Source organism: Mesorhizobium sp. M1338 (assembly GCF_040318045.1).
Taxonomy (GTDB): domain Bacteria; phylum Pseudomonadota; class Alphaproteobacteria; order Rhizobiales; family Rhizobiaceae; genus Mesorhizobium.
This window is the reverse complement of record NZ_JAMYLL010000020.1, coordinates 20,668-44,284: the sequence shown is the minus strand read 5'-3', so window position 1 is coordinate 44,284 and position 23,617 is coordinate 20,668. Positions and strand designations below refer to the sequence as shown.

18 protein-coding genes are annotated in these 23,617 nt (G+C 63.1%); 12 read left to right on the top strand and 6 right to left on the bottom strand.

Translation table 11 applies throughout. The features are described from left to right. The first annotated feature begins 158 nt into the window (after nucleotides 1-158). Nucleotides 159-1,052, top strand: coding sequence for a LysR substrate-binding domain-containing protein (locus tag NKH19_RS18605; protein ID WP_352870180.1), 894 nt, complete (start codon nucleotides 159-161; stop codon nucleotides 1,050-1,052). A gap of 8 nt (nucleotides 1,053-1,060) precedes the next feature. Here NKH19_RS18605 and NKH19_RS18600 read toward each other — a convergent pair whose 3' ends face one another. From NKH19_RS18600 to NKH19_RS18585, 4 genes are all read right to left on the bottom strand, one after another. After that, a complete protein-coding gene (locus NKH19_RS18600; protein ID WP_352982601.1) occupies nucleotides 1,061-2,317 on the bottom strand; it encodes an Hsp70 family protein in 1,257 nt (418 codons plus the stop codon). Nucleotides 2,318-2,590: 273 nt separating this feature from the next. Further along, nucleotides 2,591-3,382: a TIGR02186 family protein gene (locus tag NKH19_RS18595; RefSeq protein WP_352870182.1), complete on the bottom strand. Its 792-nt coding sequence runs from the start codon at nucleotides 3,380-3,382 to the stop codon at nucleotides 2,591-2,593. After that, nucleotides 3,382-4,305 (bottom strand): sulfite exporter TauE/SafE family protein, encoded by a 924-nt coding sequence (locus NKH19_RS18590; RefSeq protein WP_352870183.1) that lies wholly within the window; start codon nucleotides 4,303-4,305, stop codon nucleotides 3,382-3,384. Before NKH19_RS18590 ends, NKH19_RS18595 begins: the two co-directional genes overlap by 1 nt. A gap of 192 nt (nucleotides 4,306-4,497) precedes the next feature. After that, a complete protein-coding gene (locus NKH19_RS18585) occupies nucleotides 4,498-8,505 on the bottom strand; it encodes a peptidoglycan-binding protein (protein ID WP_352870184.1) in 4,008 nt (1,335 codons plus the stop codon). Between the two features lie 453 nt (nucleotides 8,506-8,958). Here NKH19_RS18585 and NKH19_RS18580 point away from each other — a divergent pair, with 453 nt between their 5' ends. From NKH19_RS18580 to NKH19_RS18550, 7 genes are all read left to right on the top strand, one after another. Then, the gene (locus tag NKH19_RS18580; RefSeq protein ID WP_352870213.1) at nucleotides 8,959-9,417 is read left to right on the top strand and encodes a MerR family transcriptional regulator; all 459 of its coding nucleotides are present in this window, start codon (nucleotides 8,959-8,961) and stop codon (nucleotides 9,415-9,417) included. Between the two features lie 325 nt (nucleotides 9,418-9,742). Continuing rightward, nucleotides 9,743-11,554, top strand: coding sequence for an acyl-CoA dehydrogenase (locus NKH19_RS18575; protein WP_352870185.1), 1,812 nt, complete (start codon nucleotides 9,743-9,745; stop codon nucleotides 11,552-11,554). 113 nt (nucleotides 11,555-11,667) lie between these two features. Continuing rightward, on the top strand, nucleotides 11,668-12,837 hold the full coding sequence (locus tag NKH19_RS18570) for an acyl-CoA dehydrogenase family protein (protein WP_352870186.1): 1,170 nt from the start codon (nucleotides 11,668-11,670) through the stop codon (nucleotides 12,835-12,837). Between the two features lie 29 nt (nucleotides 12,838-12,866). Continuing rightward, a complete protein-coding gene (locus tag NKH19_RS18565) occupies nucleotides 12,867-14,075 on the top strand; it encodes an acetyl-CoA C-acetyltransferase (RefSeq protein WP_352870187.1) in 1,209 nt (402 codons plus the stop codon). 14 nt (nucleotides 14,076-14,089) lie between these two features. After that, nucleotides 14,090-16,309 carry a 3-hydroxyacyl-CoA dehydrogenase NAD-binding domain-containing protein gene (locus NKH19_RS18560; protein ID WP_352870188.1) on the top strand — a complete coding sequence of 740 codons (2,220 nt, stop codon included), beginning with the start codon at nucleotides 14,090-14,092 and terminating at the stop codon, nucleotides 16,307-16,309. An 82-nt stretch (nucleotides 16,310-16,391) separates the two neighbouring features. Continuing rightward, nucleotides 16,392-17,042, top strand: coding sequence for a S24 family peptidase (locus tag NKH19_RS18555; protein ID WP_352870189.1), 651 nt, complete (start codon nucleotides 16,392-16,394; stop codon nucleotides 17,040-17,042). An 8-nt stretch (nucleotides 17,043-17,050) separates the two neighbouring features. Next, complete coding sequence (locus NKH19_RS18550) at nucleotides 17,051-17,902, top strand: thermonuclease family protein (protein WP_352870190.1); 852 nt, start codon at nucleotides 17,051-17,053, stop codon at nucleotides 17,900-17,902. On the opposite strand, the gene NKH19_RS18545 is transcribed toward NKH19_RS18550, so the two are convergent. After that, nucleotides 17,868-19,514, bottom strand: a complete 1,647-nt coding sequence (locus tag NKH19_RS18545) for a lysine--tRNA ligase (RefSeq protein WP_352870191.1) — start codon at nucleotides 19,512-19,514, stop codon at nucleotides 17,868-17,870. The two genes, NKH19_RS18550 and NKH19_RS18545, sit on opposite strands and share 35 nt — an antisense overlap. A gap of 175 nt (nucleotides 19,515-19,689) precedes the next feature. On the opposite strand from NKH19_RS18545, the gene NKH19_RS18540 reads away from it, so the two are divergent. After that, nucleotides 19,690-20,097 carry a tellurite resistance TerB family protein gene (locus NKH19_RS18540; RefSeq protein WP_352870192.1) on the top strand — a complete coding sequence of 136 codons (408 nt, stop codon included), beginning with the start codon at nucleotides 19,690-19,692 and terminating at the stop codon, nucleotides 20,095-20,097. 39 nt (nucleotides 20,098-20,136) lie between these two features. Here NKH19_RS18540 and NKH19_RS18535 read toward each other — a convergent pair whose 3' ends face one another. Beyond that, nucleotides 20,137-20,985, bottom strand: coding sequence for an ABC transporter substrate-binding protein (locus NKH19_RS18535; RefSeq protein WP_352870193.1), 849 nt, complete (start codon nucleotides 20,983-20,985; stop codon nucleotides 20,137-20,139). A 259-nt stretch (nucleotides 20,986-21,244) separates the two neighbouring features. On the opposite strand from NKH19_RS18535, the gene NKH19_RS18530 reads away from it, so the two are divergent. The 3 genes from NKH19_RS18530 to NKH19_RS18520 all read left to right on the top strand — a co-directional run bounded on the left by NKH19_RS18530 (nucleotide 21,245) and on the right by NKH19_RS18520 (nucleotide 23,476). Beyond that, complete coding sequence (locus tag NKH19_RS18530) at nucleotides 21,245-21,976, top strand: helix-turn-helix transcriptional regulator (RefSeq protein WP_352870194.1); 732 nt, start codon at nucleotides 21,245-21,247, stop codon at nucleotides 21,974-21,976. 97 nt (nucleotides 21,977-22,073) lie between these two features. Next, nucleotides 22,074-22,712 carry an acyl-homoserine-lactone synthase gene (locus NKH19_RS18525; protein ID WP_352870195.1) on the top strand — a complete coding sequence of 213 codons (639 nt, stop codon included), beginning with the start codon at nucleotides 22,074-22,076 and terminating at the stop codon, nucleotides 22,710-22,712. Beyond that, nucleotides 22,709-23,476 carry an enoyl-CoA hydratase-related protein gene (locus tag NKH19_RS18520; protein ID WP_352870196.1) on the top strand — a complete coding sequence of 256 codons (768 nt, stop codon included), beginning with the start codon at nucleotides 22,709-22,711 and terminating at the stop codon, nucleotides 23,474-23,476. Before NKH19_RS18525 ends, NKH19_RS18520 begins: the two co-directional genes overlap by 4 nt. The last annotated feature ends 141 nt before the right edge of the window (nucleotides 23,477-23,617 follow it).

The window sequence follows — 23,617 nt, the reverse complement described above, 5'->3', positions numbered from 1 at the left end:
CAATGCGCAAGCAGGGATCTGAACCGCCCGATCATTCTGCTCTCTGCGATCTCCCGGCGAGTTTTTTCTAACTTCGCGGCAAAACTTAGAATAAAGATATCGATCTGTCTAATCAATTGTTCTTGTAAATTCGATCGATATTGTTTCTTAATGCGCCCATGACCCTGGACCAATTGCGGATTTTCGTCGCCGTCGCCGAGCGCGGCCATATGACCAGGGCGGCGGAACTGCTGGGCATTTCGCAGTCGGCCGCATCGGCGGCCATCCGGGCGCTTGAAGAACAGCACGGCGTCCATCTGTTCAACCGGGTCGGCCGCAACATCGAGCTTGCCCAGACCGGTCACCGGTTCCTGCCGGAGGCCAAGGCCGTGCTCGAACGGGCCGCCGCCGCCCGCAATGTGCTGGAACATGTCTCGCAGACGGTCACCGGCAGCCTCTCGATCGCCGCCAGCCAGACCATCGCCAGCTACTGGCTGCCGCGCCGGCTGGCTTCCTTCCACGAAGCCTATCCCGCCGTCAGGCTGAGCGTCAGCATCGGCAACACCAGGCAGGTCGAGGCCAATGTCCTCGATGGCGCGGCCGATCTCGGTCTGGTCGAGGGGCGCACCGAGTCCGACATCCTGCGCCGCGCCAAGGTCGACATCGACAGGCTGATGCTGGTCGTTGCCAGCTCGCATCCGGAGATCGCCGAAGTTACGCCCGGCCATCCTGACATCAAGGGCCTGCGCTGGATCATCCGCGAGGGCGGTTCGGGCACGCGCGAAGTGCTGGAGGATCTGGCGCGCCGCGAAGGAATTTCGCTAGCCGACCTCCAGATATTCCTGGTGCTGCCGAGCAATGAGGCTATCCGCCAGGCGGTCGAGGCGGGAGCCGGCGCCACCATCATTTCGGAGCTTGTCGTGGCCCGCGCCGTGGCCGAAGGCAGTCTCAGGTCCGTGCCGCTCGACTTGCCGAAACGCGACTTCGCCATGATCACCCATCGCGATCGCCAGGCAAGCCTGGCCCAGATGGCGCTCAAGGCGCATCTGGGTACGTCAGCAGACCATGGGTGAGACGCGCGTCAGCCGTATTTTCGCTGCGCATCCAGCGCCAGGCCAAGTCCGACCGAGCCGAACATGTCGCCTTCGATGACGGATGCCTGCGGCACCAGCGACAGGATCTCTCGCCTTGCCAGCGGGATCGCGGTCGATCCGCCGGTCAGGAACACCGCAGTGATGTCGAGCGGCCTGACCTGGGCGTCCTGGATGGTCTGCCCCACCGTTGCGGTGACCCGCTCGATGTCCCTGGCAATCGTGGCATCCAGCCCACCGCGCGTGATTTCGGCGGCGAACTCGGCGCCCGGTAGCTTCACTGCCACATGGGCGGACGAGCTGTCGGTCAGCTCGATCTTGGCCTTTTCGACAAGTGCCGCCAGCGCATGTCCGTAGCGGTGTTCGACGATGTGGATGAAACGGTCGACAAGGTCGGCGCGCTCGGCCTCGTAGCGGATCTGGCGCAGATGCGTCATCGCCTTGGCGGTGTAGACCAGGTTGATGCGCTGCCATGTCGCGAGGTCGATGAAGTAGCTTGCCGGCAGATTGCGCTTGCCATCCTTGGTTGGCGTCAGGTAGCCAAGCTGCGGCATCACATGGGCGATGCTCAGCAGCCGGTCGAAATCCGTGCCGCCGATATGGACGCCCCGGCTGGCCAGGATGTCGTCCTTGCGGTCGAGCGAACGGGAACGCTGCGGTGAAACGCGCACGATCGAGAAGTCCGACGTGCCGCCGCCCATGTCGATGATCAGCGCCAGTTCCTCGCGCGTCACCTTCTGTTCGTAGTCGAGCGCCGCCGCGATCGGCTCGAACTGGAAAGCGATGTGCTTGAAGCCCTGGGCGCGCGCGGCGTTTTCGAGTTCGCTTTGCGCCTTCGCATCGGCCTCGGTATCGTCGTCGACGAACTGCACCGGCCGGCCAAGCACCACGGTCTCGACCATGTCGCCGGCATCTACCTCCAGCTTCTTCTTGAGATGGCCGAGGAACATGCCGACGATCTCCATGAAGCCAATCGACCGCGATTTGATGCGTGTCTTTTCATGGGCAAGCGAACTGCCGAGCACGCTCTTCAGCGAACGCATCAGCCGGCCCTCGATGCTGTCGGTGTAGTTGGCGATGGCCTGGCGGCCGAAACAGGTGCGGTTGTCCTCGAAGTTGAAGAACACGGCACTGGGCAGCATGACCTGACCGTCTTCAAGCACGACGAGGCGCGGCTGCCCGTTCCGGACCACACCGACGGTGGAATTGGAAGTGCCGAAGTCGATGCCGCCGAAGGCTGGTCGCATGACAAGTTCCTGTATTTGTCGTCGGCGAGCCGATAGGCGCCATGAGAAATCGCGCGCTGCCCGGGGACAGGCTGCTCTGCCGAACCGAATTGTTTGTGTCTGCCAGTTGGCTGGGGAGCGCGGTCTACCGCATGCTCCCACAAAGGGAAACCACTTTTCGGGAAAAGTTCTAAAGCGCGTCGTGTTTGAACGGATTCAGGCGACGCGCTTTAGGTTTTTGACTCGATGCATGTCGTTTTCCCAAAACCGGGGCCACTTTTGGGCGACATTGCATTAGTCTCGCCGGAAGATCAGCCTTCCGAGCCAGCCTGTCAGCATGGCCAGCGATATGGCGAAGACGCCATAGAGGAAGGAATAATTGTGCGCGACACGGAAGATCGACTGTTCGAAACCGGATTTGCGGATTTCGAGCTGCGCCGAGCTTTCCTTGATGAACAGGCCGCTCTTGAACAGGAAGGCGCGCGCCTTGTGGGTGCCGACCGGAACATTCGGCGCCAGCCTGACGGTGGCGCGAAACAGGTTCTGCGACAGGAATTGCACGCCGCCGACATTCTCGCTGTAGAGGCCGGTCGCCGACTTGCGCTCCCGCAATGCAGCGGTGAATTCCTCGATCGTCGCCGGGCTGTCGCCGGCATCGGCGGGCTGCATGTAGAGGTTGGAGGCGCCGAGCGACAGCTGCTTGTAGCTGTTGGGTTCGGTGATGTCCTGCAGCGGTCGCGTCGTCGCCACCGAATAGGACATCGGGACGTTCTCGAAGGTCTCGGAGTCCAGATTGACCCAGACGCCGAGCACTCGGTCCTTGCGGCGCACCACCACCGGTTTGGGCGGACCTTCGAGCACGACGATGACATCGTAACGGCCCTGGCGCGCGACGAATGGATCGGGATTTTCCAGCGAACCGAAGATGGTCAGGTCGGCGCCGGAAAAGCCGGCGGTGATCGAGACATTGTCGGTGGAGAGCCCGATCTGAATGCCTTCCGTCAGCGGGATCTGTGCCTTCGCCGGCATGGTGGCCGCAAGCAAAGACAGGAAAATGGCGGTTGCGAACGCGTTCGGAGCCCTCATCAGTTGAGGCCCGTGGCGGACAGCGAATAGAGATTGGGCGGGGTGACGAAAAGATCGATGGCCAATCGTATCGCCACCGCCAGCACCAGCAGCGCCAGCAAGGCCCTGAGCTGCTCGCCGCGCAGCCTCTGGCCGGCCTTGGCGCCATATTGCGCGCCGGCGACGCCGCCCGCCATCAGCAGGAAGGCCAGCACGACGTCGACCGTCTGGTTGGTGGTGGCATGGACGAGCGTCGTGTAGGCGGAGGTGAAGATGATCTGGAACAGCGAGGTGCCGATGACGACATTGGTCGGCACTTTCAGGAGGTAGATCAGCGCCGGCACCATGATGAAGCCGCCGCCGACGCCCATGATCGACGATAGGAAGCCAATGCCGGCGCCAAGGCCAAGCACCGGGATGACGCTGACGAACAGTTTTGATGCCCTGAAGCGCATCTTCAACGGCAAGCGATGGATCCAGTTGTGCTGTCCGGATTTCTTCAGCACCGGTGCCGCGCCGCTGCGCGTGGCGCGTAGCGCATTGACGCTTTCGACCAGCATCAGGCCGCCGACGGTGCCGAGCAGCACGACGTAAAGCAGCGAGATGAACAGATCGAGCTGGCCGAGGCGGCGCAGGAAGGCGAAGACGTAGATGCCGCCGGTGGAACCGATGATGCCGCCGGCCAGCAGCACGCCACCGAGCTTGAAGTCGAGCGTCCCCCGCTTCATGTGCGAAAGGACGCCGGAGACGGAGGAGGCGATGACCTGGTTGGCGCCGGTGGCGACCGCGATCGCGGGAGGTATGTTGTAGAAGATCAGCAGCGGCGTGATGAGGAAGCCGCCGCCGACGCCGAACATGCCCGACAGGAAACCCACCGCCGCACCCATGGCCAGCAGGACGAAGACGTTGACGGAAATTTCCGCGATCGGGAGATAGATGCCCACCCGTCAGTCTCGATCAGTTCTGCCTGTCGGTGAATGCAACCGTTGCGGGCATCTTGGCCCGACAAGCCAATTCGTTCTTGCGCCGGAGGTGCCGCGAAGTCAAACCACGCTACGCCGCCGAAACAAAAAACATCTCAATCAGTTAACAGGCAAATGTGTGGCAAGGGCGTCGTGGAAGCGACGCCTCTGCCGTTATTTGCGCGCCAGCAGCGCCTTGACCAGTTCTTCATCGACCTCGCCGGTCGCCGGCATCTTGTTGTCGGTCTGGAAAGCCATGATCGCGGTCTTCGTCTTCTGGCCCATCTTGCCGTCGGTGCCGCCGGCATCGTAGCCATTCTTGTTGAGAATGCGCTGGATGTTCTGGACGGCCTTCTTCATGTCGATACTGGCCGTCGTCTGCGGTGCGCCGTCCTGCCAGGATTCGGGAACGTCGGCCGAATTGGCCGCCGCGTCCAGCGGCTTGGGCTTCCACAGTTCGACTGCGGCGCGGGCGCGTTCGAGCTGCTCGGGCCGCAGCGCATTGGCGATCTCGTCACGCTTGGCCGCCGCATCCTTGTCGCCGGTCTTGGCGACGAGCGCGAACCATTTGTAGGACTCTTCGAGGTTCTGCTTCATGCCGACGCCCTTGGCGGTGAGGATGCCGAGATTGAACTGGCTGTCCTTGACGCCGACGTCGGCCGCCGCCTGGAACCAGTGCGCCGCCGATTCATTGTCGGTCACGCCGTCCGCGGCCATGGCGAACAGCACGGCCAGATTGTGCATGCCGCTGGCGTTGCCCTGCTCGGCGGAAAGCTGGTACCAGGTCTTCGCCTTCTTGATGTCGCGCGCGACACCGATGCCCTTTTCGTAGAAATTGCCAATGCGATATTCGGCCGGCGCGAAGCCGAGTTCCGCCGACTTCTCGTACCATTTGGCAGCTGCCGCCATGTCTTCCTTGACGCCGCGCGACTCGGCATAGCGCGAGCCGATCTCGAACAGCGCCTTGGCATCGCCACTGGCGGCGGCATCGCGCAAGGCGACCGGGCCGGCGTCAGCGGGAATGTCGATCTTGGCCGTGGTCGCCGCCGGCGAAGCATCCGTTGGCGGAACCGCGCCCGTGGTGTCCTTGGCGGCGGCCGGCTGGGCCGTCATCGGCTGGGTGCTTGTGTCGGCATCGCTCGTATCCGTGGCGGTTGAAACAGTGGGGCCCGGGGCAGTCGTGGCCGGCGCGGTCGAAGCTGTCGTGTCGGCCGTCGCCGCGTTGGCATCGGCGGGCGTAGCCGAAGCGACGGAGGCGGGAGCCGGCTCGGCTGCCGGCGCGGCATCCATCGACGGCTCGGCGCCCGGCGGCGTCGCCATCGTGCCTTGCGCCGCCATGTCGTCATTGATTGCCGGTTCGGACGGCTCGGCCTGTCTCACGGTACGATCCGGCGCGCTTTCCACTGCCGCGGGCTGAACGTCTGTCCGTGGCCGGCCAGCGGCGTCGAATGAGGCGGTTTTCACCGGCTGCGAGGCGACGATCGGCGCGACGTCGTTGCTCGCCACCTGGGCGGGATCGGCGAAGAAGGCCTTGCTCAGTTGCAAGGCGCCCAGCGCCAGCAATATCGCGGTTGTCCCCATCAGGATCGGCTTGCGCCGTGCCTTGAGCAGCTCGCCGATCCGCAGCGCCTTCACCGGTCCGGTTATTGTCGACTGGCGCTTCACCGCGTCGGCCTCGGCGGCGGCTGCCTGCGCCGCGCGCCGGGCCGCGGCGATGAAATCCGATTTCGCGGCATCGGTGTCGCTGGGCTTGGCCGGCTGGCCGCGCTCGTCGCGCACACGCTTCATGATGGCGTTGAGGTCAGGTGCGCCGGAGCCGGGCTCCAGCGGCCGGTTGGCCATTTTCGGATCGAGCGGCTCGTCGAGATCGACACTCGGTACAGGGGCACTCGGCGCCGAGCCGGCCAATGGCGGAATGTCCGCCTCCTTCTTGCCCTTGAATGCGCGGGCCAGGCCGCCGAACATTGATTTGCGGCCGCCCGCCTGTTCGCTTTTCTCGGCAATCGGGTCGGAGCCGAGCGCCGCCATGGCCGCAGCAGCGGCGGCCTCGGCGGGCGTGCGAGTGCCCAGGCCCAGGCCGCTGCGAGCGCCCGGCTCGTTGCGGGGGATCGCGGCGGCGCGGCCATCGAGATCGGCCATGTCCCCAGTCAATGGCAAGGGCTGATCGATATCCATCGACGGCGGCTCGACGGCCATCTTGGGTCGCCGGGCGCCGCGCCAGTTGCTCGGTTCGGCCGGTGCCGTATCCAGCAATTCGCTCATCGCCTCGATTGGCTCGCTGGGTTCCAGCGAACCCAGCCGGTCGACGATCTTGAGCAACGTGTCGTGGATGGCCTCGAACGTTCGCGAATTGCGCTCGTCGGAGCGGCGCGTCAGCGTTTCAAGCGTCTTCAAATCCTGTGCAAGGCCGGAAACGGCGGTCGTGTTGGCACTCGAACCGGCCAGCGATCGCACCGCGTTCTCGGCCGCTTCGCGCGCCGCGCCGAGGATGGAATCACGGGTTCCGGCCAGCGACTTCTCGATTTCGTTGAGGCGCGGGCTGATGTCCTCGAATTCCGGCAGCGGCGTGCTGGGCCTGGAAAGATGGGCGGACAGGCCGGCGACCTGCGCCTCCAGGCTGCGGATCAGCGCCGGATCGATGCCGGCCACCTGCGCGGCCGACGCATCCAGCCGGCTTGAAATGTCTTCGAGCCGGCTTTCCAGGCCGCGGATCGCCGCCTCGCCGGTGGGATCGGGAACACGCGTTTCCATGCGCTTGGCCAGCGCGGTGAAGCGGGCATCGATGGCATCCATGATGCCGGCGCTATCGATTTGCGGCATCCGCTGGTCAAGCCTGTCGGCAACCTCGTCAAGCCGGCGTTCGAGATCGCGAAACAGCATGTTGCCCTGTTCGATGGCGTCGCCCTGTCGGCGTTCCATCATGCCCGACAGCACGTCGAAGCGTTGCTCCAGCCCGTGGAAGATGTAGTCGGCGTCAGGCATGGCGGGCGCCTGGTCGATCTTGTCGGCGATGAGTGCGATCTGCTTGGCTAGGCGCTCCATTGCCTGCTCGGGCAGATTGGCACGGCCAGCGAGCTCGTCGACCCGGCTCGATAGGGTGCTCAGCCGGTCCATGACCGCGTTATCGGGCCGATCCTGCGCCACTTCCTCGATCTGCCGGGCAAGCGAGTCGATCCGCTTCTCGATGCGCTCGAAGGCCTCGTGGTCGAATGAATTGGCTTGCGCAGCGACCGTCGATGCAACGATGGCGCGGGAAATCTCGTCCAGCCGCTCGTCGATCATGCCAAGCGTGTCGCTGCCGCGATTGTCTTGCTGGCTGGCGAAGTGATCGACGGCGCCGGCAAGCGTGCGCACCTTTTCCTCCAGCGAGCGTAGCGACAGCGATTCCGGCAGGTTGTTGACGGCGTTGCTGATCTGCTCCAGCCGGTCGGTCAGCATCGACAGGCCTGGATCGTCCGAGCGCTTGCGCTGATCGGCGTCGACGCGGTCCTCGAAAGCCGTCCAGCGACGATCGAAATCGTCCCAGCGGCGGTCGACCTTCTGCACGCTCTCTTCACGTGCCAGCGTGTCGATCGCGGCTTTGACCTGTTCGAGCTCGAGTCGCAGCATGTTGACGCTTCTGTCGCCGCTCTTTTCGGCCAGCGTCTGGATGGCGCCGGAAAGCCGTTCGAATTCAAGGCCGAGTTCGGCGCTGCCCTTGGCCGAGGCGCCGGGCCTGGCGCCCGACTGGAAAGCCCGCTCGATGTCCTTGCGCAGTGCTTCGAATTCACGCTGCAGCCCGGCGGTCATCTGGTGGCGCAATTCCTCGCGCATGCCGCGCAACTCGCCGGCGATCTTGCCAACCATGGCAACGCCGTCTTCCTGACCGCGCACGCGATCGATGTCGCGGGCAATGGCCTGGTAATTCTGCCCGAAAGCGGCGGCTCCCTGCATCGGGGTCTTCGGGCGCGGCGCGGCCTGCGGATCCTCATACCAGCGCTGCTGGCTGGCGGGTCGGGCGGCGGGATAACGTGCATCGGCGCCATATTGACGGGGATCGGGACGTGCCATCGGGTCCTCGCGCGTCCGCTCCAGCCGCTGCTCCAGCGTTTCCAGCGACCGGTTCAACTGCTCAAGCGTGGTCTGCGGCCTGCGCTGCCTGCCGGCGTTGAGTGTGTCGAGATAGGACCGCTTGCTGTTCATAGGTGCGTCCGTCTTTCAGAATGGCTGGCTCGCGGCCAGTTCCCTCAAGTCCCTGTCGGAACGAGGCGACCGGCGGCTATGCCGCGGTGGAAGACGAGCTTCCCGGGTTCTCACCCGCGCTCCGAAAAACCGTGAAAAATTCGATACAGGATAAACACGGGTAGCCGACGCGCTCACATTTCCCCCAACGTGGTAAACAACGCGTTAACCAAACTTAAGAAATTGAAAGGATGTTGGCTCCGCCTGACGGTGCGGCATAAAGTTCGGACTCGGAACGCCCTTGCGCCATGAGGCGGCAATCGGTATAGAATTGACGTAAACGTAAAAGGCGCGTCGAGCGTGCTTTTTTGCGATTTGTTTGTTGAAACCACGACTGGAAGCAGGCCCCCGCTTCCAGTCAGGCGACACACGGTCTAGGACCGCGACGCCATCAGACGGGGAAAGCCAGTGACTATGAAGCTTATCTCGGCCGGCGAGACCGCGGCCAATACCAATATGTCCGTCGAAGCCGGCGAGGACCTTGTCCGCATCGGCGAGATGGCAAAAAAATACGGAGTGACACTGCGCACGCTGCGTTTCTACGAAGACAAGGGCCTGCTCAACCCGCGGCGTGACGGTTCGACCCGTCTCTACACGCGCCGCGACAAGGCTCGGCTGAAGCTGATCCTGCTTGGCCGCAAGGTCGGGTTCTCGCTGCGCGACGTCAAGCAGATGATGGATCTTTACGATCCGACCGGTTCAAACACCAAGCAGCTGCGGCTGGCGTTGGACAAATCGGAAAAGCAGCTTGCCCGCCTGCAGAAGCAACGAGCGCTGATTGACGACGCCATCAACGAGCTGAGCGGCTCGATGTCGGCAGTGCGCCGGATGCTGGCCGAGCGGTCCGCACCGCAGGCGAGCGCCGCCAGCTAAAGCAATTCCAGGAAAAGTGTGAATCGGTTTTCCCGGGAAAGCGCGTAGCGCTTTACCTTCGGAATTGCGTCAAGCTGGTAAGTCATCCGCCTGAATGTCTGATTATCAAAGCCGCGCGGCCCCGCCGCGCGGCTTTCGTTATCTTCGCAAGCGCTGCCATGCCGCTACGCTCATTGCTGCAATGAGCGGGAAATCTCGTCGCATCGAAAAAATTGACGTTTACGCAAACGTCAATTTTTGCTATCCCGCTCTCAACATCGGTCCGCATGCCGCCCCTGGCTGTCATCGGGGCGTTCGGACCGGGTTCGCAGGGTGGAGAAAACGCATGCCGACATACAGGGCTCCCGTCCAGGATACGCTGTTCGTGCTCAACGAGGTGCTGGGCTACCAGCGCTATTCGAACCTTCCCGGATTTTCCGACGCCACACCCGATGTGCTCGAGGCGATCCTCGCCGAAGGCGCCAAGCTCGCCGAAAACGTCATGCACCCGTTGAACCGTGTCGGCGACATGGAAGGCTGCGTTCGTCATGACGATGGTTCGGTGACGACGCCGAAGGGCTTCAAGGAGGCCTTCAACCAGTATCGCGAGGGCGGCTGGATGGGACTGGCCGCACCGGTCGAGTTCGGCGGCCAGGGCCTGCCCTACGCTGTACACACTGCAGTCTCCGAATACATGGTCTCGGCCAATATGTCGCTGATGATGTATCCGGGCCTGACGCAAGGCGCGATCGCGGCGATCATCACCCACGGCACCGACGAGCAGAAGGCCCAGTGGCTGCCCAGGATGATCGAAGGCGCCTGGACCGGCACAATGAACCTGACCGAGCCGCATTGCGGCACCGATCTCGGCCTGCTGCGCACCAAGGCGGTGCCGAACGGCAATGGCACCTACAAAATATCAGGCCAGAAAATCTTCATTTCCGCCGGCGAACACGACATGTCGGACAACATCGTCCATCTGGTGCTGGCCCGCATCGAGGGCGCGCCGGAAGGCGTCAAGGGCATCTCGCTGTTCATCGTGCCGAAGCTCATGCTCGACGCATCGGGCAATCCGGGCGCCAGGAACACCGTCTCCTGCGGCTCGATCGAGGAGAAGATGGGCATCCACGGCAATTCGACCTGCGTCATGAACTATGACGAGGCGCAAGGCACGCTGCTCGGCGAGGCCAATGGCGGCCTGAAGGCGATGTTCACGATGATGAACGAGGCGCGCCTCGGCGTCGGCCTGCAAGGGCTGTCGCTTTCTGAGATCGCCTACCAGAACGCTGTCGCCTACGCCAAGGACCGCCTGCAGGGCCGCTCGCTGTCGGGGCCGAAGGCGCCCGACAAAAAGGCCGACCCGATCATCGTCCACCCCGATATCCGCCGCAGCCTGATGACCATGAAGGCCTTTAACGAGGCCGGTCGCGCGCTGGCGCTGTGGACGGCGATCAAGTCCGATATCGCCCACCGCTCCGGTGACGACAAGGACCGCCAGGCAGCCGACGACTACACCGGCCTGATGACGCCGGTGATCAAGGGCGTGCTCACCGACAAGGGCTTCGACCACGCGGTGATGGCGCAGCAGGTGTTCGGCGGTCACGGCTACATCGAAGAGCATGGCATGAGCCAGTTCGTGCGCGATGCCCGCATCGCCATGATCTATGAAGGCGCCAACGGCATCCAGGCGCTCGACCTCGTCGGCCGCAAGCTCGGCCTGAATGGAGGCCGCGCCGTGCAGGCCTTCTTCAAGGAGGTCGGCGAATTCTGCGAGGAGAACCGCGCTAACGATAAGATGGCGCCGTTCACCAAGGCCTTGAAGAAGGGTCTCAACGATCTGCAGGCGGCGACCATGTGGCTGGTGCAGAATGGCATGGCCAAGCCCGACAATGCGGGCGCCGCCTCGACCGACTATATGCATCTCTTCGGCCTTGTCGCGCTCGGCTACATGTGGGCGCGGATGGCCAAGGCGGCTCTTGGTAAGACGGGCGCCAATGGCGTCCAATCCTCTTATGAAAACAACGTAGCCTTCTACGACAACAAGGTCGTGACGGGGCGCTTCTTCATGGAGCGGATCATGCCGGAGACATCAGCGCATCTCGCCCGCATTTCGAGCGGCGCCGACACGCTGATGGCACTGCCGTCGGAAGCGTTCTAAAGTTAGTTTCCCTCCCCGTGAGGGGAGAGTGGCCCGAAGGGCCGGGTGGGGTCCTGCGTAAAGCGCGCCGACCTCAACTCTGAAGATGCGCTCTGGGAGGAGTATCATACAGCATGACCAACCCAGCCGAAATCCTTGGCCTTCCCAAGCCCGCCTGGGCGGCGGACGAGGTCGGCATGCTCTACGACATGGCGCACCGCTTCATGTCGGAAGAGATCGCGCCGCGCTACGACGAGTTCGAAAAGAACGAGATGGTCGACCGCGAAAGCTGGCTGAAGGCCGGTGCGGCTGGCCTGCTCTGCGCCTCGATGCCGGAGGAATATGGCGGCTCTGGCGGTACCTTCGCGCATGAGAGTGCCATCATCGAGGCCATCGGCCATGTCGGTGTCGATGGTTTCGGCATCGGCCTGCACAATTCGATCGTCGCTCCTTACATCCTCCATTACGGCTCCGAAGAGCAGAAGAAGAAATGGCTGCCGAAGCTGGCGACAGGCGAACTGATCGGCGCCATCGCCATGACCGAGCCCGGCGCCGGCTCGGATCTGCAAGGCGTCAAAACGCGGGCCGAGAAGGATGGCAACCAGTACAAAGTCAACGGTTCCAAGACCTTCATCACCAACGGCCAGCTGGCAAACTTCATCATCATCGTCACCAAGACCGATCCGGAGAAGGGCGCCAAGGGCACCTCGCTGATCGTCGTCGAGACCGACGAGGTCGAAGGGTTCCAGCGTGGCCGCAACCTCGACAAGATCGGCTTGAAGGCCAACGACACATCGGAGCTGTTCTTCAACGACATGCGCGTGCCGACCTCCAATCTGCTCGGCCATGAAGAGGGGCAGGGCTTCGTCCAGCTGATGCAGCAATTGCCGCAGGAGCGGCTGCAGATCGGCACCGGCGCAATCGCCATGATCGAGCGGGCGCTGGCGCTGACCATCGACTACGTCAAGGAGCGCAAGGCGTTCGGCAAGGCGATCATCGATTTCCAGAACACCCAGTTCAAGCTGGCCGAGCTCAAGACCGAGGCCACCATTGGTCGTGTCTTTTATAACGACTGCGTCACTCGCCACATCAATGGCGGCCTCGATCCCGTGACCGCATCGATGGCCAAGTATTGGCTCAGCGACCTGCAGGGAAAAGTCGTCGACGAATGCCTTCAATTGCATGGCGGCTATGGCTACATGAATGAATATCCGATCGCCCGCATGTTCCGCGACGCCCGCGTCCAGCGCATCTACGGCGGCACCAACGAGATCATGAAATTGCTGATCGGACGCTCGCTCTGAGCAGCGTCGGATAAACCAAGGAGCAAGAGATGGCCGAAGCTTATGTCTATGACGCCGTGCGGACGCCGCGCGGCAGGGGCAAGAAGGACGGATCGCTGCACGAGGTGCCGGCGGTTCGGCTTGCCGCCAAGACGCTCGAAGCGCTGCGCGACCGCAATGGGTTGGACACCGGCACTGTCGACGACATCATCTTCGGCTGCGTCGATCCGGTCGGCGAGGCGGGCTCGGTCATCCCGCGCGCCGCCGCCTTCGAGGCCGGCTACGACACCAAGGCGCCCGGCATGCAGATCTCGCGCTTCTGCGCTTCCGGGCTCGATGCCATCAATTTCGGCGCCGCCAAGATCGCGCAGGGCGCCGACGAGATCGTCATCGCCGGTGGCGTCGAATCGATGTCGCGCGTCGGCATGGGTGCCTCCGGTGGCGCCTGGTTCATGGATCCTTCGGTCGGCCTGCCCGGCTGGTTCGTGCCGCAAGGCATCTCCGCCGACCTGATCGCCACCAAATACGGCTTCAGCAGAGACGACGTCGACGCCTATGCGGTCGAGAGCCAGAAGCGCGCCGCGAAATCCTGGGCCGACGGCCGCTTCAAGAAGTCCGTCATTCCGATCAAGGACCAGAACGGCCTGACCATCCTCGACCATGACGAGCATATGCGCCCGTCGACCGACATGCAGTCGCTGGCCTCGCTCAACCCGTCCTTCATCATGCCTGGCGAGATGGGCGGCTTCGATGCTGTCGCCGTGCAGAAGCATCCTGAGGTGGAAGAGGTCAACCACGTCCACCATGCCGGCAATTCATCCGGCATCGTCGACGGCGCGGCGGCCGTGCTGCTCGGTTCGAAGAAGGCCGGCAAGGCGATGGGCATCAAGCCGCGCGCCCGCATCCGCACCTTCGCCAACATCGGCTCCGAACCGGTGCTGATGCTGACCGGCCCGGTCGACGTCACCGAGAAGCTGTTGAAGCGCGCCAAGATGAAGCTGTCCGACATCGACCTGTTCGAGCTCAACGAGGCCTTCGCCTCGGTGGTGCTGCGCTACATGCAGGCGTTCGACATTCCGCATGACAAGATCAACGTCAATGGCGGCGCCATTGCCATGGGCCATCCGCTCGGCGCCACCGGTGCCATGATCTTGGGCACGGTGCTGGACGAACTCGAGCGCCGTGATTTGAACACCGCCTTGGTGACGCTGTGTATCGGTGCCGGCATGGGCACCGCAACGATCATCGAACGCGTCTGACGGGGAGAGAAACAATGAGCTACACTAATTTCACGGTCGACGTCGACGCCGACGGCATTGCGCTTGTCACCTGGGACATGCCTGGCCGATCGATGAATGTCTTCACCGAAGAAGCGATGCGGGAACTGAACGCCATCGTCGATCACGTGACGGGTGACGCCGCCATCAAGGGCGCGGTGATCACATCCGGCAAGGACACGTTCTCCGGCGGCGCCGACATCACCCTGCTGCAGAAGATGCTGACGACCTTCGCCGCTGAAAAGGGAAAGGACGCCGAAAAGGCCACCAAGGCGCTGTTCGACAATGCCGGCATCATGACCGGCCTGTTCCGCAAGCTGGAGACTTGCGGAAAGCCGTGGGTGTCGGCGATCAACGGCACCTGCATGGGCGGTGCCTTCGAACTGTCGCTGGCCTGCCACGGTCGCGTCGCCGCCGATAGCGACAAGGTGAAGATGGCGCTTCCCGAGGTGAAGATCGGCATCTTCCCGGGCGCCGGCGGCACCCAGCGCGTGCCGCGGCTGACCGATCAGCAGCAGGCGCTGCAGATGCTGACCTCCGGCCAGACGCTGTCGCCGCAAAAGGCCAAGTCGATGGGCCTGATCCATGAGATCGCGGAGCCGGCAAGGCTGGTCGATACCGCCAAGGCGATGATCAGGAATGGCCTTAAGCCGGTGGCGCCATGGGACGAGAAGGGCTTCAAGCTGCCCGGTGGCCAGATCTATTCGCCCGCCGGCTTCAATCTGTGGCCGCCGGCCATCGCGATACTGCGTCGCGAGACCTACGGCAACTATCCGGCCGCCGCCGCGATCCTCAAATGCGTCTATGAAGGCCTGCTGGTGCCGTTCGACACCGCCTTGCGCATCGAGCAGCGCTATTTCACCGAGATCATGCGGACCAGGGAAGCGGCGGCGATGATCCGCTCGCTGTTCGTGTCGCTGCAGGAACTGAACAAGGGCGCGCGCCGCCCGGCCGGCGTACCCGAAACCAAGTTCAAGAAGATCGGCATTCTCGGCGCCGGCTTCATGGGCGCCGGCATCGCCTATGTCACCGCCAAGGCCGGCATTCCGGTGGTGCTGCTCGATCGCGACATGGAGTCGGCCGCCAAGGGCAAGGCGCATTCCGACAACCTGATCTCGGATCAGGTGAAGAAGGGCCGCGCCAAGCCGGAGGACAAGGACAAATTGCTGTCGCTGATCACGCCGACGGCCAACTATGCCGACCTTGCCGGCTGCGATCTGGTTGTCGAGGCGGTGTTCGAGGATTCGGCCGTCAAGAAGAGCGCCACCGAACAGGCGGAAGCCGTGTTGAAACCATCGGCGATCTTTGCGTCGAACACCTCCACCATCCCGATCTCGGCGCTGGCCAAGAATTCGGCGCGGCCGAAGAATTTCATCGGCATCCACTTCTTCTCGCCAGTCGACAAGATGATGCTGGTCGAGATCATTTTGGGCAAGAAGACCGGCGACAAGGCGCTGGCCGCGGCGATCGACTTCGTCCGCGCCATCAAGAAGACGCCGATCGTCGTCAACGACACGCGCGGCTTCTACGTCAACCGCTGCGTGCTGCGCTACATGTCGGAAGCCTACAAGATGCTGATCGAAGGTGTCCCGGCGCCGATGATCGAGAATGCCGCGAAAGCCGCCGGCATGCCGGTCGGACCCCTGGCGCTGACCGACGAGACGGCCATCGACCTTGCCCAGAAAATCATGAAGCAGACCATCAGGGATCTCGGCGACAAGGCGGTCGATCCGAAGCAGATGGCGCTGATCAACACCATGGTCGACGATCACGGCCGCTTCGGGCGCAAGAACGGCAAGGGTTTCTACGATTATCCGGCGAAACCCGCCAAGAAGAAGCTGTGGCCGGGGCTCAAGGATCTCTATCCGCAGCTTGCGCCCGAGAAGGTCGACTATGAGGAGCTGCAGCAGCGGCTGCTGGTCACCATCGCGCTGGAAGCGGCCCGGGTGATGGAAGAGGGTATCGTCACCGACCCGCGCGAGGCCGATGTCGGCTCGATCCTGGCCTTCGGTTTCGCCCCTTACACCGGCGGCGCGCTGTCCTACATCGACGGCATCGGTGCCAAGGGGTTCGTCAAGATCGCCAAGGGCCTGCAGAAGAAATACGGCGCCGAGTTCAAGGTGCCCAAGCTGCTGCTCGACATGGCCGAGAAAGACGAGAGCTTCTACCAGCGCTTCGATCCCTATGCGAAGGGCGAGACCAGAAAGGCGGCATGAGGCAGCCCTGGACTGTGGACAAGAGGGTGGCTCGGGGTTAGAACGGAAAAGGTATTTTTTCCTGTTTGAAGGAGAGCAAGACATGCTCTCACATGACCGTGTCTGGGCCGCCATCGATGCTCTTGCCGAGCGCTATTCGCTTTCGGCCTCGGGTCTGGCCAAGCGCGCGGGGCTTGATTCCACTGCCTTCAACAAGTCGAAGCGTCTGTCGTCGGATGGTCGGCCACGCTGGCCTTCGACCGAATCGCTGGCCAAGATCATCGAGGCGACGGGCGCTTCGCTCGACGAATTCACCGGCCTGATCGAAGGCCGGGCCGGGATCCGTCATGGCGCCTCGATCGCCCGCGGAAGCTCCGTGCCGTTGCTCGGTTTTGCCCAGGCCGGCGCCGGCGGCTTCTTCGACGATGCCGGCTTTCCGGCCGGTCAGGGTTGGGATCTGGTCGAACTGCCGGCGCAATCGACGGAGAGCTCCTATGCGCTGCAGGTGCAGGGCGATTCCATGCTGCCGCTCTACCGCAATGGCGATATCCTCATCGTCGAACCGGGCGCGATCACCCGCAAGGGCGATCGCGTCGTCGTCAAAACCACTGCCGGCGAGGTCATGGCCAAGGTGCTCGAGCGCCAGACCGTTAAGTCGATCGCGCTGGTCTCGCTCAATCCCGATCATCCCGACCGCGATATTCCCATGCGCGATGTAGAATGGGTGGCGCGGATTGTGTGGGCAAGCCAGTAGGTCGGCTGGTGCGTCTCCTTCATATCGCCCTTTCGATTCTGATGGTCCCGGTAATGGCGGCCATGGTCGTCACGGGCGGCCGCACGCTGAATGGAAGCGACAGTGTGGTCACGGTGGACCAGCTCGATCCGGGCGCCGATACGATCGCGCGGGAGGACGCCGACATGGTGCCCGAAGAACCGGCCACATGGGCCATTTCAAATCCACAGCCGCCGAAGCCTGCGCCGCATTCGAGGGCGATCGATCCCGACCTCGTTGCGCCGCCTGAGCTTCCGGCCGAGGAACTGGAACGGGTCGAGCCGCGCGAGCCGCTGAGCAAGCTGGCGCTGGCCGTGCCGCCCAAGCCGAAAATGCCCGACGACTGGAACGGCACAAAGCTGTTCCAGCCGGTCGCGCCGGCCGCCGGCCTGATCGAAGCGAAGGGTTACTCGGTCGCGGTTTCCGGCATCGACATCGTCAGCCAGGACGAGATTTGCAGCGATGACGGCAAATCCTGGCCGTGCGGCGTCCGTGCGCGGACGGCGTTCCGCGCCTTCCTGCGCGGCCGCGCGGTGGCCTGCATCGTACCGCCCGAGGGCGGCCGCGACCTGATCGCCGCCGAATGCCGGATCGGCAAGCAGGATGTCGGCCAATGGCTGGTCGAAAACGGCTGGGCGCGCGCCGCCAATGGTGGCCCTTATGTCGAGGCCGGCGACAAGGCACGCACGGCGAAGAAGGGCATTTTCGGATCGGCGCCCGATCTGTCCGGCATGCCGGCAATGCCGGCCGCGCCAAGCCCGGCGCCTCAGGCGCCGAGTTCGATCCTGGAAGAGGTGGACGGCGTTCTCAAGCCAGCTGACCAGCCAGCGCCCGCTCAATAAGCGCCCGCGTTTCGGCAATGCCATAGAGCGCGACGAACGATCCGAAGCGCGGGCCGCGCTCCTGGCCGATCAGCACCTGGTAGATCATCTGGAAGAAGGCGCCCGATACGCCGGGGCCGCCTTCCGGGCTCTGCTTGGAATGGTCCTGATAACGTTCGATCCTGCGCGCGACGTTGAGCGAAGCGTTCTGGATCGCTTCGCCATTGGCGTCCGCCGGCAGCGCGCCAAGCGCCTCGTCGAGAGCTTGCAGTGCCTCGCGCTCGACCTCGTCGGCCGGCCGGAAGGTTTTCGTCGGCTTCACGAAATCGTCGAAATAGCGGATCGCGTGGCCCACCAGCCGGTCGAGCTCGGGATGCGTCTTTGGCGTCACCCCCACCGTATGGCGCGAGATGAAGCCCCACAGCACATCCTTGTTCTGCGCGTTGGAGGCGCTGACCAGGTTGAGCAGCAGCGAGAACGGCACCGGCATGTCGATGGCGGGCGGGTTGCCGTCATGCATATGCCAGACCGGATTGCCCAGCCGTTCCTTCCAGTCCTGCCGGGGATACGCGGTAAGGAAGGTGTAGTACTCGTCCACGGCCCGCGGGATGACGTCGAAATACAGCTTCTTGGCCTGCCGTGGCCGCTGGTACATGTAGAGCCCGAGGCTTTCGGTCGGCGCATAGGTCAGCCAATCGTCGATGGTCAGCCCGTTGCCCTTCGACTTCGAGATCTTCTGGCCGTTCTCGTCGAGGAACAGTTCGTAGACGAAATGCTCCGGCGCCCGTCCACCCAGAATGTTGCAGATGCGGTCGTAGACCACAGCATTCGTCTGGTGATCCTTGCCGAACATCTCGAAGTCGACGCCAAGCGCTGCCCAGCGCATGCCGAAATCCGGCTTCCACTGCAGCTTGACGCGGCCGCCGGTGATCGAAAGCGTGGTCTCCGTGCCTTCGTCGTCGAAGGTGATGGTGCCGGCCTTGGCGTCGACATGCTTCATCGGCACGTAAAGCACGCGGCCGCTCTTCGGCGAAATCGGCAGGAACGGGCTGTAGGTCGCCTGGCGCTCGGGGCCGAGCGTCGGCAGCATCACCGCCATGATCTGGTCATAGCGTTCGGCGGCGCGCAGCAGCATCGCGTCGAAACGGCCGGACTTGTAATATTGCGTCGCGCTGGCGAACTCGTAGTCGAAGCCGAACGTGTCGAGGAAGCGGCAAAGCATCGCGTTGTTGTGGTCGGCGAAGCTCGCATAGTCGCCGCCGAACGGATTGGGAACCGACGACAGCGGCTTGTGCAGATGCTGCTCGAGTGCGACGCGGTCCGGCACGCTGTCGGGTATCTTACGCATGCCGTCCATGTCGTCGGAAAAGCACAGCAGCTTGGTCGCAACCTTGTCCTGCGTCAGGACGCGGAACGCATGGCGCACCATAGACGTGCGCGCCACCTCGCCGAATGTGCCGATATGCGGCAGGCCGGATGGCCCGTAGCCGGTCTCGAACAAGATCGTTTGGGGAAAGTCGGCGCCTTTGTAGCGTTCGATTATCTTTTTGGCTTCCTCGAACGGCCACGCCTTGCTCTCGGCCGCGGCCGCCAGCACCTCGGGATTGAGATCGACGATGTTTGATCTCGCCATGTCACTGTTTTCCAAATCATTCGCCGGCCCAAATCATTCGAAGGCGGGGCCGGAGCAGGGTTTTTTCAACCGGTCTCTAGGCGTGCAGCGCCGGAGCGTCAACGCGTGCGGCGCTTTTTCCTTGCGGTGCGGAGAGTGCGTTCCTACCTTCGAAGCCCGGTTCAAGGAGAAAAAATTGCCGACGCCGCATGAAGCCCTGATCTACCTGATGGTCATCACCTCGGCCTCCGATCGCGACATGACCGATGTCGAACTGGCCAGGATCGGCGACGTTGTCCGCTCTTGGCCGGTGTTCGAGGATTTCAACCACGACCGGCTGGTCGGTGTCGCCCAGGCCTGCCAGAAGCGACTGCACGAAAAGGATGGGCTGAAAGGCGTTCTGGCTGAAGTCGCCGAGGCCCTGCCCGAGCGCTTGCGCGACACCGCCTACGCCGCGGCCTTCGAGGTGGCCGCCGTCGATCTCGAAATGCGCATGGAAGAAGTGCGGGTGCTGCAGCTGATCCGGCGTCAGCTCGATCTCGACACACTGACCGTCGCCGCCATCGGCCGTGCCGCCAAGGCGCGGCTGCGCACGCTCACCTGAATATCCGCAGCTCCCTAGCAAAACCTGACGGAGACCGGATCAAAAAAAATTAACCGGGAAATAGCGCAAATAAAATTCGGCGAACGTGCCTTTCATCGAAATCTCCTGCAGCGCGTAGTCGAACGCGGCGGCCAGTGCCGGATTGTCCGCCCGGGTTGCGATGGCCATGCCCGAGCCCAGATATTCAGGCGCTAGGTAAGGGCCGCCGGTAAAGCGGCAGCAGCCCGCTGAATCCGAGCCGCCCAGCCAGAAAGCCAGGCGCATGCCGTCGCCGAAGGCGGCGTCGAGCTTGCCGCCCTTGAGATCGGCATAGAGGTTTTCCGGCCTGTCGAAGGGGACGATCTGAACGGTGTTGAAATAGTCGCGCAGCATGCTCTCATGCGCCGAGCCGGCGACCACGCCGACACGCTTGCCGCGCAACTTGGCAAAGATCGGTTCGGCCAGCGCCTTGCTCTTCGGCATGATGAAGCGCGCCGGAAACTGCAGGTAGGAGCGCGAGAAGGCATAGGTCGCGCGCGATTCCGGCGTTGCGGCGATGCCGGCGATGATCGCCTCGCCTTCACCTTTCCGTAGCGCGCCTTCCAGCTCGGCCCAGGGCAAGGCCTGGATCTGGCATTTCTCGACAATGCCAAGCTCGGCGCAGATGGCACGTGCCAGATCGATGTGGAACCCGGACAGCTTTCCGGAGCCGTCGAGGAAATTGAAGGGCGGGAAATCGGTGGTCGTCAGGAATCTCAGCCGGGGCAGCGCCGAAAGGTCCGGCTTGGGCAGCCGCTCCTTGGCATCCCACAGAACCGGAACCTGAGGCGCCGCGGCGCGCGCGCCGTCGGCGAACGACAGCAATTCGATCAGCATCGCAAGGGCGAAGGATCTCCATTGGAACGCCAAGATAAAACTCCGCCGCGGTCGTGCTCGCACCGGTTTTCGTACGAAAATGGGACAGGCACAATGGTTTTTGATTTCAACACGCCGATTTCAGGATATGATTTAGCCGGTTTGCAAATCAGCTTTGGCCGCCTTGGTGAGAGGATCGAGGTCGGAGCCACAGAATAAGCATGCGGTTTGCAATCCGTGGTCGGTGGCGAAGTGTAACTCAGGCACGCATCATAGGCCGCAATGCATGAGGCAACATGGGGTTGATGTTGCGATGGGTCAGTTCGATCGCACGCTGGAATTCATAGACCAACTGCAGCACGCCGCGACGGCGGCGGCGGTCTGCGAAACGCTGCTGGGCATAACGTCGGATTTCGGTCTCACCGCACTGATGGCGGGAACCGTACCGCAGCCGGGCACGCCGGCCGGCCAGCAAAAGCAGCATGTGCTTCTCTGCGATTGGCCCGGCGAGTGGCTGGAGCGCTATGTCGCGCGCAACTATGTCGATCATGACCCGGTCGTCAGCCACATGAAACAGCTGCAGGCGCCCTTCCAGTGGCGCGAGGCCTCGCAGAGTATCCGCATAGACAAGAGCAGCGGCGAAGTGATGGGCGATGCCGGTGCCTTCAAACTGCGTGATGGACTGGCCTTCCCGCTGATCACGCTCGACGGCCAGATCGTCATGGTGTCGCTGGGCGGGGAGGCCGTGGAATTGTCCGCCGCCGAGTTCGGCCAGGTGTCGCTGGTGTCGACCTACGCGGTTGGCCGCGCCATGCAACTCCACACGATGGCGAGCAAGGCCATCGATCATATCGTGCTGACGCCGCGCGAGCGGGAATGCCTGCAATGGGCCGCCGTCGGCAAGTCCGAATGGGAGATTTCTCAAATCCTCGGCATCTCCGAACACACCTCGGAGAAACATCTTCTTAACGCCAAAAGCAAACTCGGTGCCGTCAACCGGGTGCAGGCCGTCGCGGAAGCGATACGGCGCGGCTACATTAGCTAGGTCGGCCGTGCCGACTTAGAAGTTCTTGCATACGCGATCACGCAATTTTCTCATCGAAGCACGGCCGTATCTTCCTCTGAACACAGGAGACGGCGGAATGCTATTTTCCCTTACAACCCAGGAATTGATGGAACGTCCCGATCTTTGGGAGGCCGTCCACCGGCTGCGCTACAAGATATTCGTCGAGGAGATGGGGTGGGACGATCTCCGGCGCCCCGACGGGCTCGAACTCGACCAGTTCGATCATGACGAGGCGGTGCATCAGATTGTCATCAGAGGTGACGAAGTCGCAGGCTATCAAAGGATGTTGCCGACCACGCGGCCACATCTGCTGACCGAGGTTTTGACCGACCTTTCCGAAGGAACGCCGCCATCGGGCCCAAACATCTGGGAATTGACCCGCTATGCGGTGGCTCCCGGTTTTCGCGATGGCCGCCGCGGCGTTTCAACCGTCGGCACCGAATTGATCGCCGGTTTCGTCGAGTGGGGGCTGAAGCGCGGCGTCGACAAGGTGATCATCGAATTCGAGCCGATGTGGGTGCTGCGCGCTTTGCAACTGCATTTCCTGGCGACCCCGCTGGGTTATCAGCGCACCTATGGCAACCAGCAGGTCGTGGCCACCCTGCTGACCTTCAACGAACACACCCTCGACGTGGTGCGCTCGCGCCGCAATCATTTTGCGCCCGTGCTGACCAGGGGTTACCCCGACATGCTCGGGCAAAGGCGTGCGTCATGAGATCGGAGACAGTCATGGGCACACACCCGCAACCTGAGCTTCGCAACCACACGCTGGTGGTCACCGTGTCGTCGAATGACGGCCGGCCGGTGCTGGACAGGAGAGCCTATGAAAGCCTAGCAAAGACCTTCCATGAAGCCGCCGACAATGAGGAGGTGCGCGTCGTCGTTTTGCGCGGCCTGGCAGGCTGTTTCTGTCTCGGCGGCGACTTCTCCGAATTCCTCGACGCCACCAAGCACCAGAAACTGATCGCCGCCGTCACCGACCTGTTCCGCACGCTGGCGACATTTCCAAAGCCCATCCTTGCCTGCGTCGACGGCGATGCCGTCGGGGTCGGCTGCACCATCCTGTTCCATTGCGACATGGTGATCGCATCCGATGAAAGCACGTTCCGGGTACCATTCGTCGATTTCGGCCTTGTGCCGGATGCGGCGACCAGCATCCTGGCGCCGCAGAAGCTCGGCTACGCCGGTGCTTTCCGCTTCTTCTGCCTCGGCGACACGCTTCGCGCCGAAGATGCCAGGGCGCTCGGCCTCATCGCCGAGATCGTGCCGGGCGGCAGCGTCGAGGAAGCGGCCCTCGGCCGGGCGAGACAGCTTGTCAAGAAGCCGGTCGCCGCCCTGCTGCAGACGCGCGGCCTGCTGAAGGGGGACACGCAGGCACTATGCGACCGCATCGACCAGGAGATTTCGCTTTTCCAGCAGGCGCTGCAGGACGACACGACCCTGCGGCGATTGCAGCGCATCGCCCGGCTGGCGGCTTGATGCATGTCGCTCAAAAGTGGCCCCGGTTTTGAGACAACGACATGCATGGAAACAAAGACCTAAAGCGCGGCGCATGAATCCGTTTCGACGCGACGCGCTTTAGGACAGACGAGGAAAAAAGCATCGCCGCGCGGCCTTGGC

What these genes read in the sequence shown, in the direction of transcription:
- NKH19_RS18560 (WP_352870188.1), top strand. Translation starts at nt 14,090, where the DNA reads ATGAGCTACACTAATTTCACGGTCGACGTCGACGCCGACGGCATTGCG.
- NKH19_RS18570 (WP_352870186.1), top strand. Translation starts at nt 11,668, where the DNA reads ATGACCAACCCAGCCGAAATCCTTGGCCTTCCCAAGCCCGCCTGGGCG.
- NKH19_RS18595 (WP_352870182.1), bottom strand. Translation starts at nt 3,382, where the DNA reads ATGAGGGCTCCGAACGCGTTCGCAACCGCCATTTTCCTGTCTTTGCTT.
- NKH19_RS18580 (WP_352870213.1), top strand. Translation starts at nt 8,959, where the DNA reads ATGAAGCTTATCTCGGCCGGCGAGACCGCGGCCAATACCAATATGTCC.
- NKH19_RS18520 (WP_352870196.1), top strand. Translation starts at nt 22,709, where the DNA reads ATGAGATCGGAGACAGTCATGGGCACACACCCGCAACCTGAGCTTCGC.
- NKH19_RS18565 (WP_352870187.1), top strand. Translation starts at nt 12,867, where the DNA reads ATGGCCGAAGCTTATGTCTATGACGCCGTGCGGACGCCGCGCGGCAGG.
- NKH19_RS18605 (WP_352870180.1), top strand. Translation starts at nt 159, where the DNA reads ATGACCCTGGACCAATTGCGGATTTTCGTCGCCGTCGCCGAGCGCGGC.
- NKH19_RS18600 (WP_352982601.1), bottom strand. Translation starts at nt 2,317, where the DNA reads ATGCGACCAGCCTTCGGCGGCATCGACTTCGGCACTTCCAATTCCACC.
- NKH19_RS18525 (WP_352870195.1), top strand. Translation starts at nt 22,074, where the DNA reads ATGCTATTTTCCCTTACAACCCAGGAATTGATGGAACGTCCCGATCTT.
- NKH19_RS18555 (WP_352870189.1), top strand. Translation starts at nt 16,392, where the DNA reads ATGCTCTCACATGACCGTGTCTGGGCCGCCATCGATGCTCTTGCCGAG.
- NKH19_RS18585 (WP_352870184.1), bottom strand. Translation starts at nt 8,505, where the DNA reads ATGAACAGCAAGCGGTCCTATCTCGACACACTCAACGCCGGCAGGCAG.
- NKH19_RS18545 (WP_352870191.1), bottom strand. Translation starts at nt 19,514, where the DNA reads ATGGCGAGATCAAACATCGTCGATCTCAATCCCGAGGTGCTGGCGGCC.
- NKH19_RS18530 (WP_352870194.1), top strand. Translation starts at nt 21,245, where the DNA reads ATGGGTCAGTTCGATCGCACGCTGGAATTCATAGACCAACTGCAGCAC.
- NKH19_RS18575 (WP_352870185.1), top strand. Translation starts at nt 9,743, where the DNA reads ATGCCGACATACAGGGCTCCCGTCCAGGATACGCTGTTCGTGCTCAAC.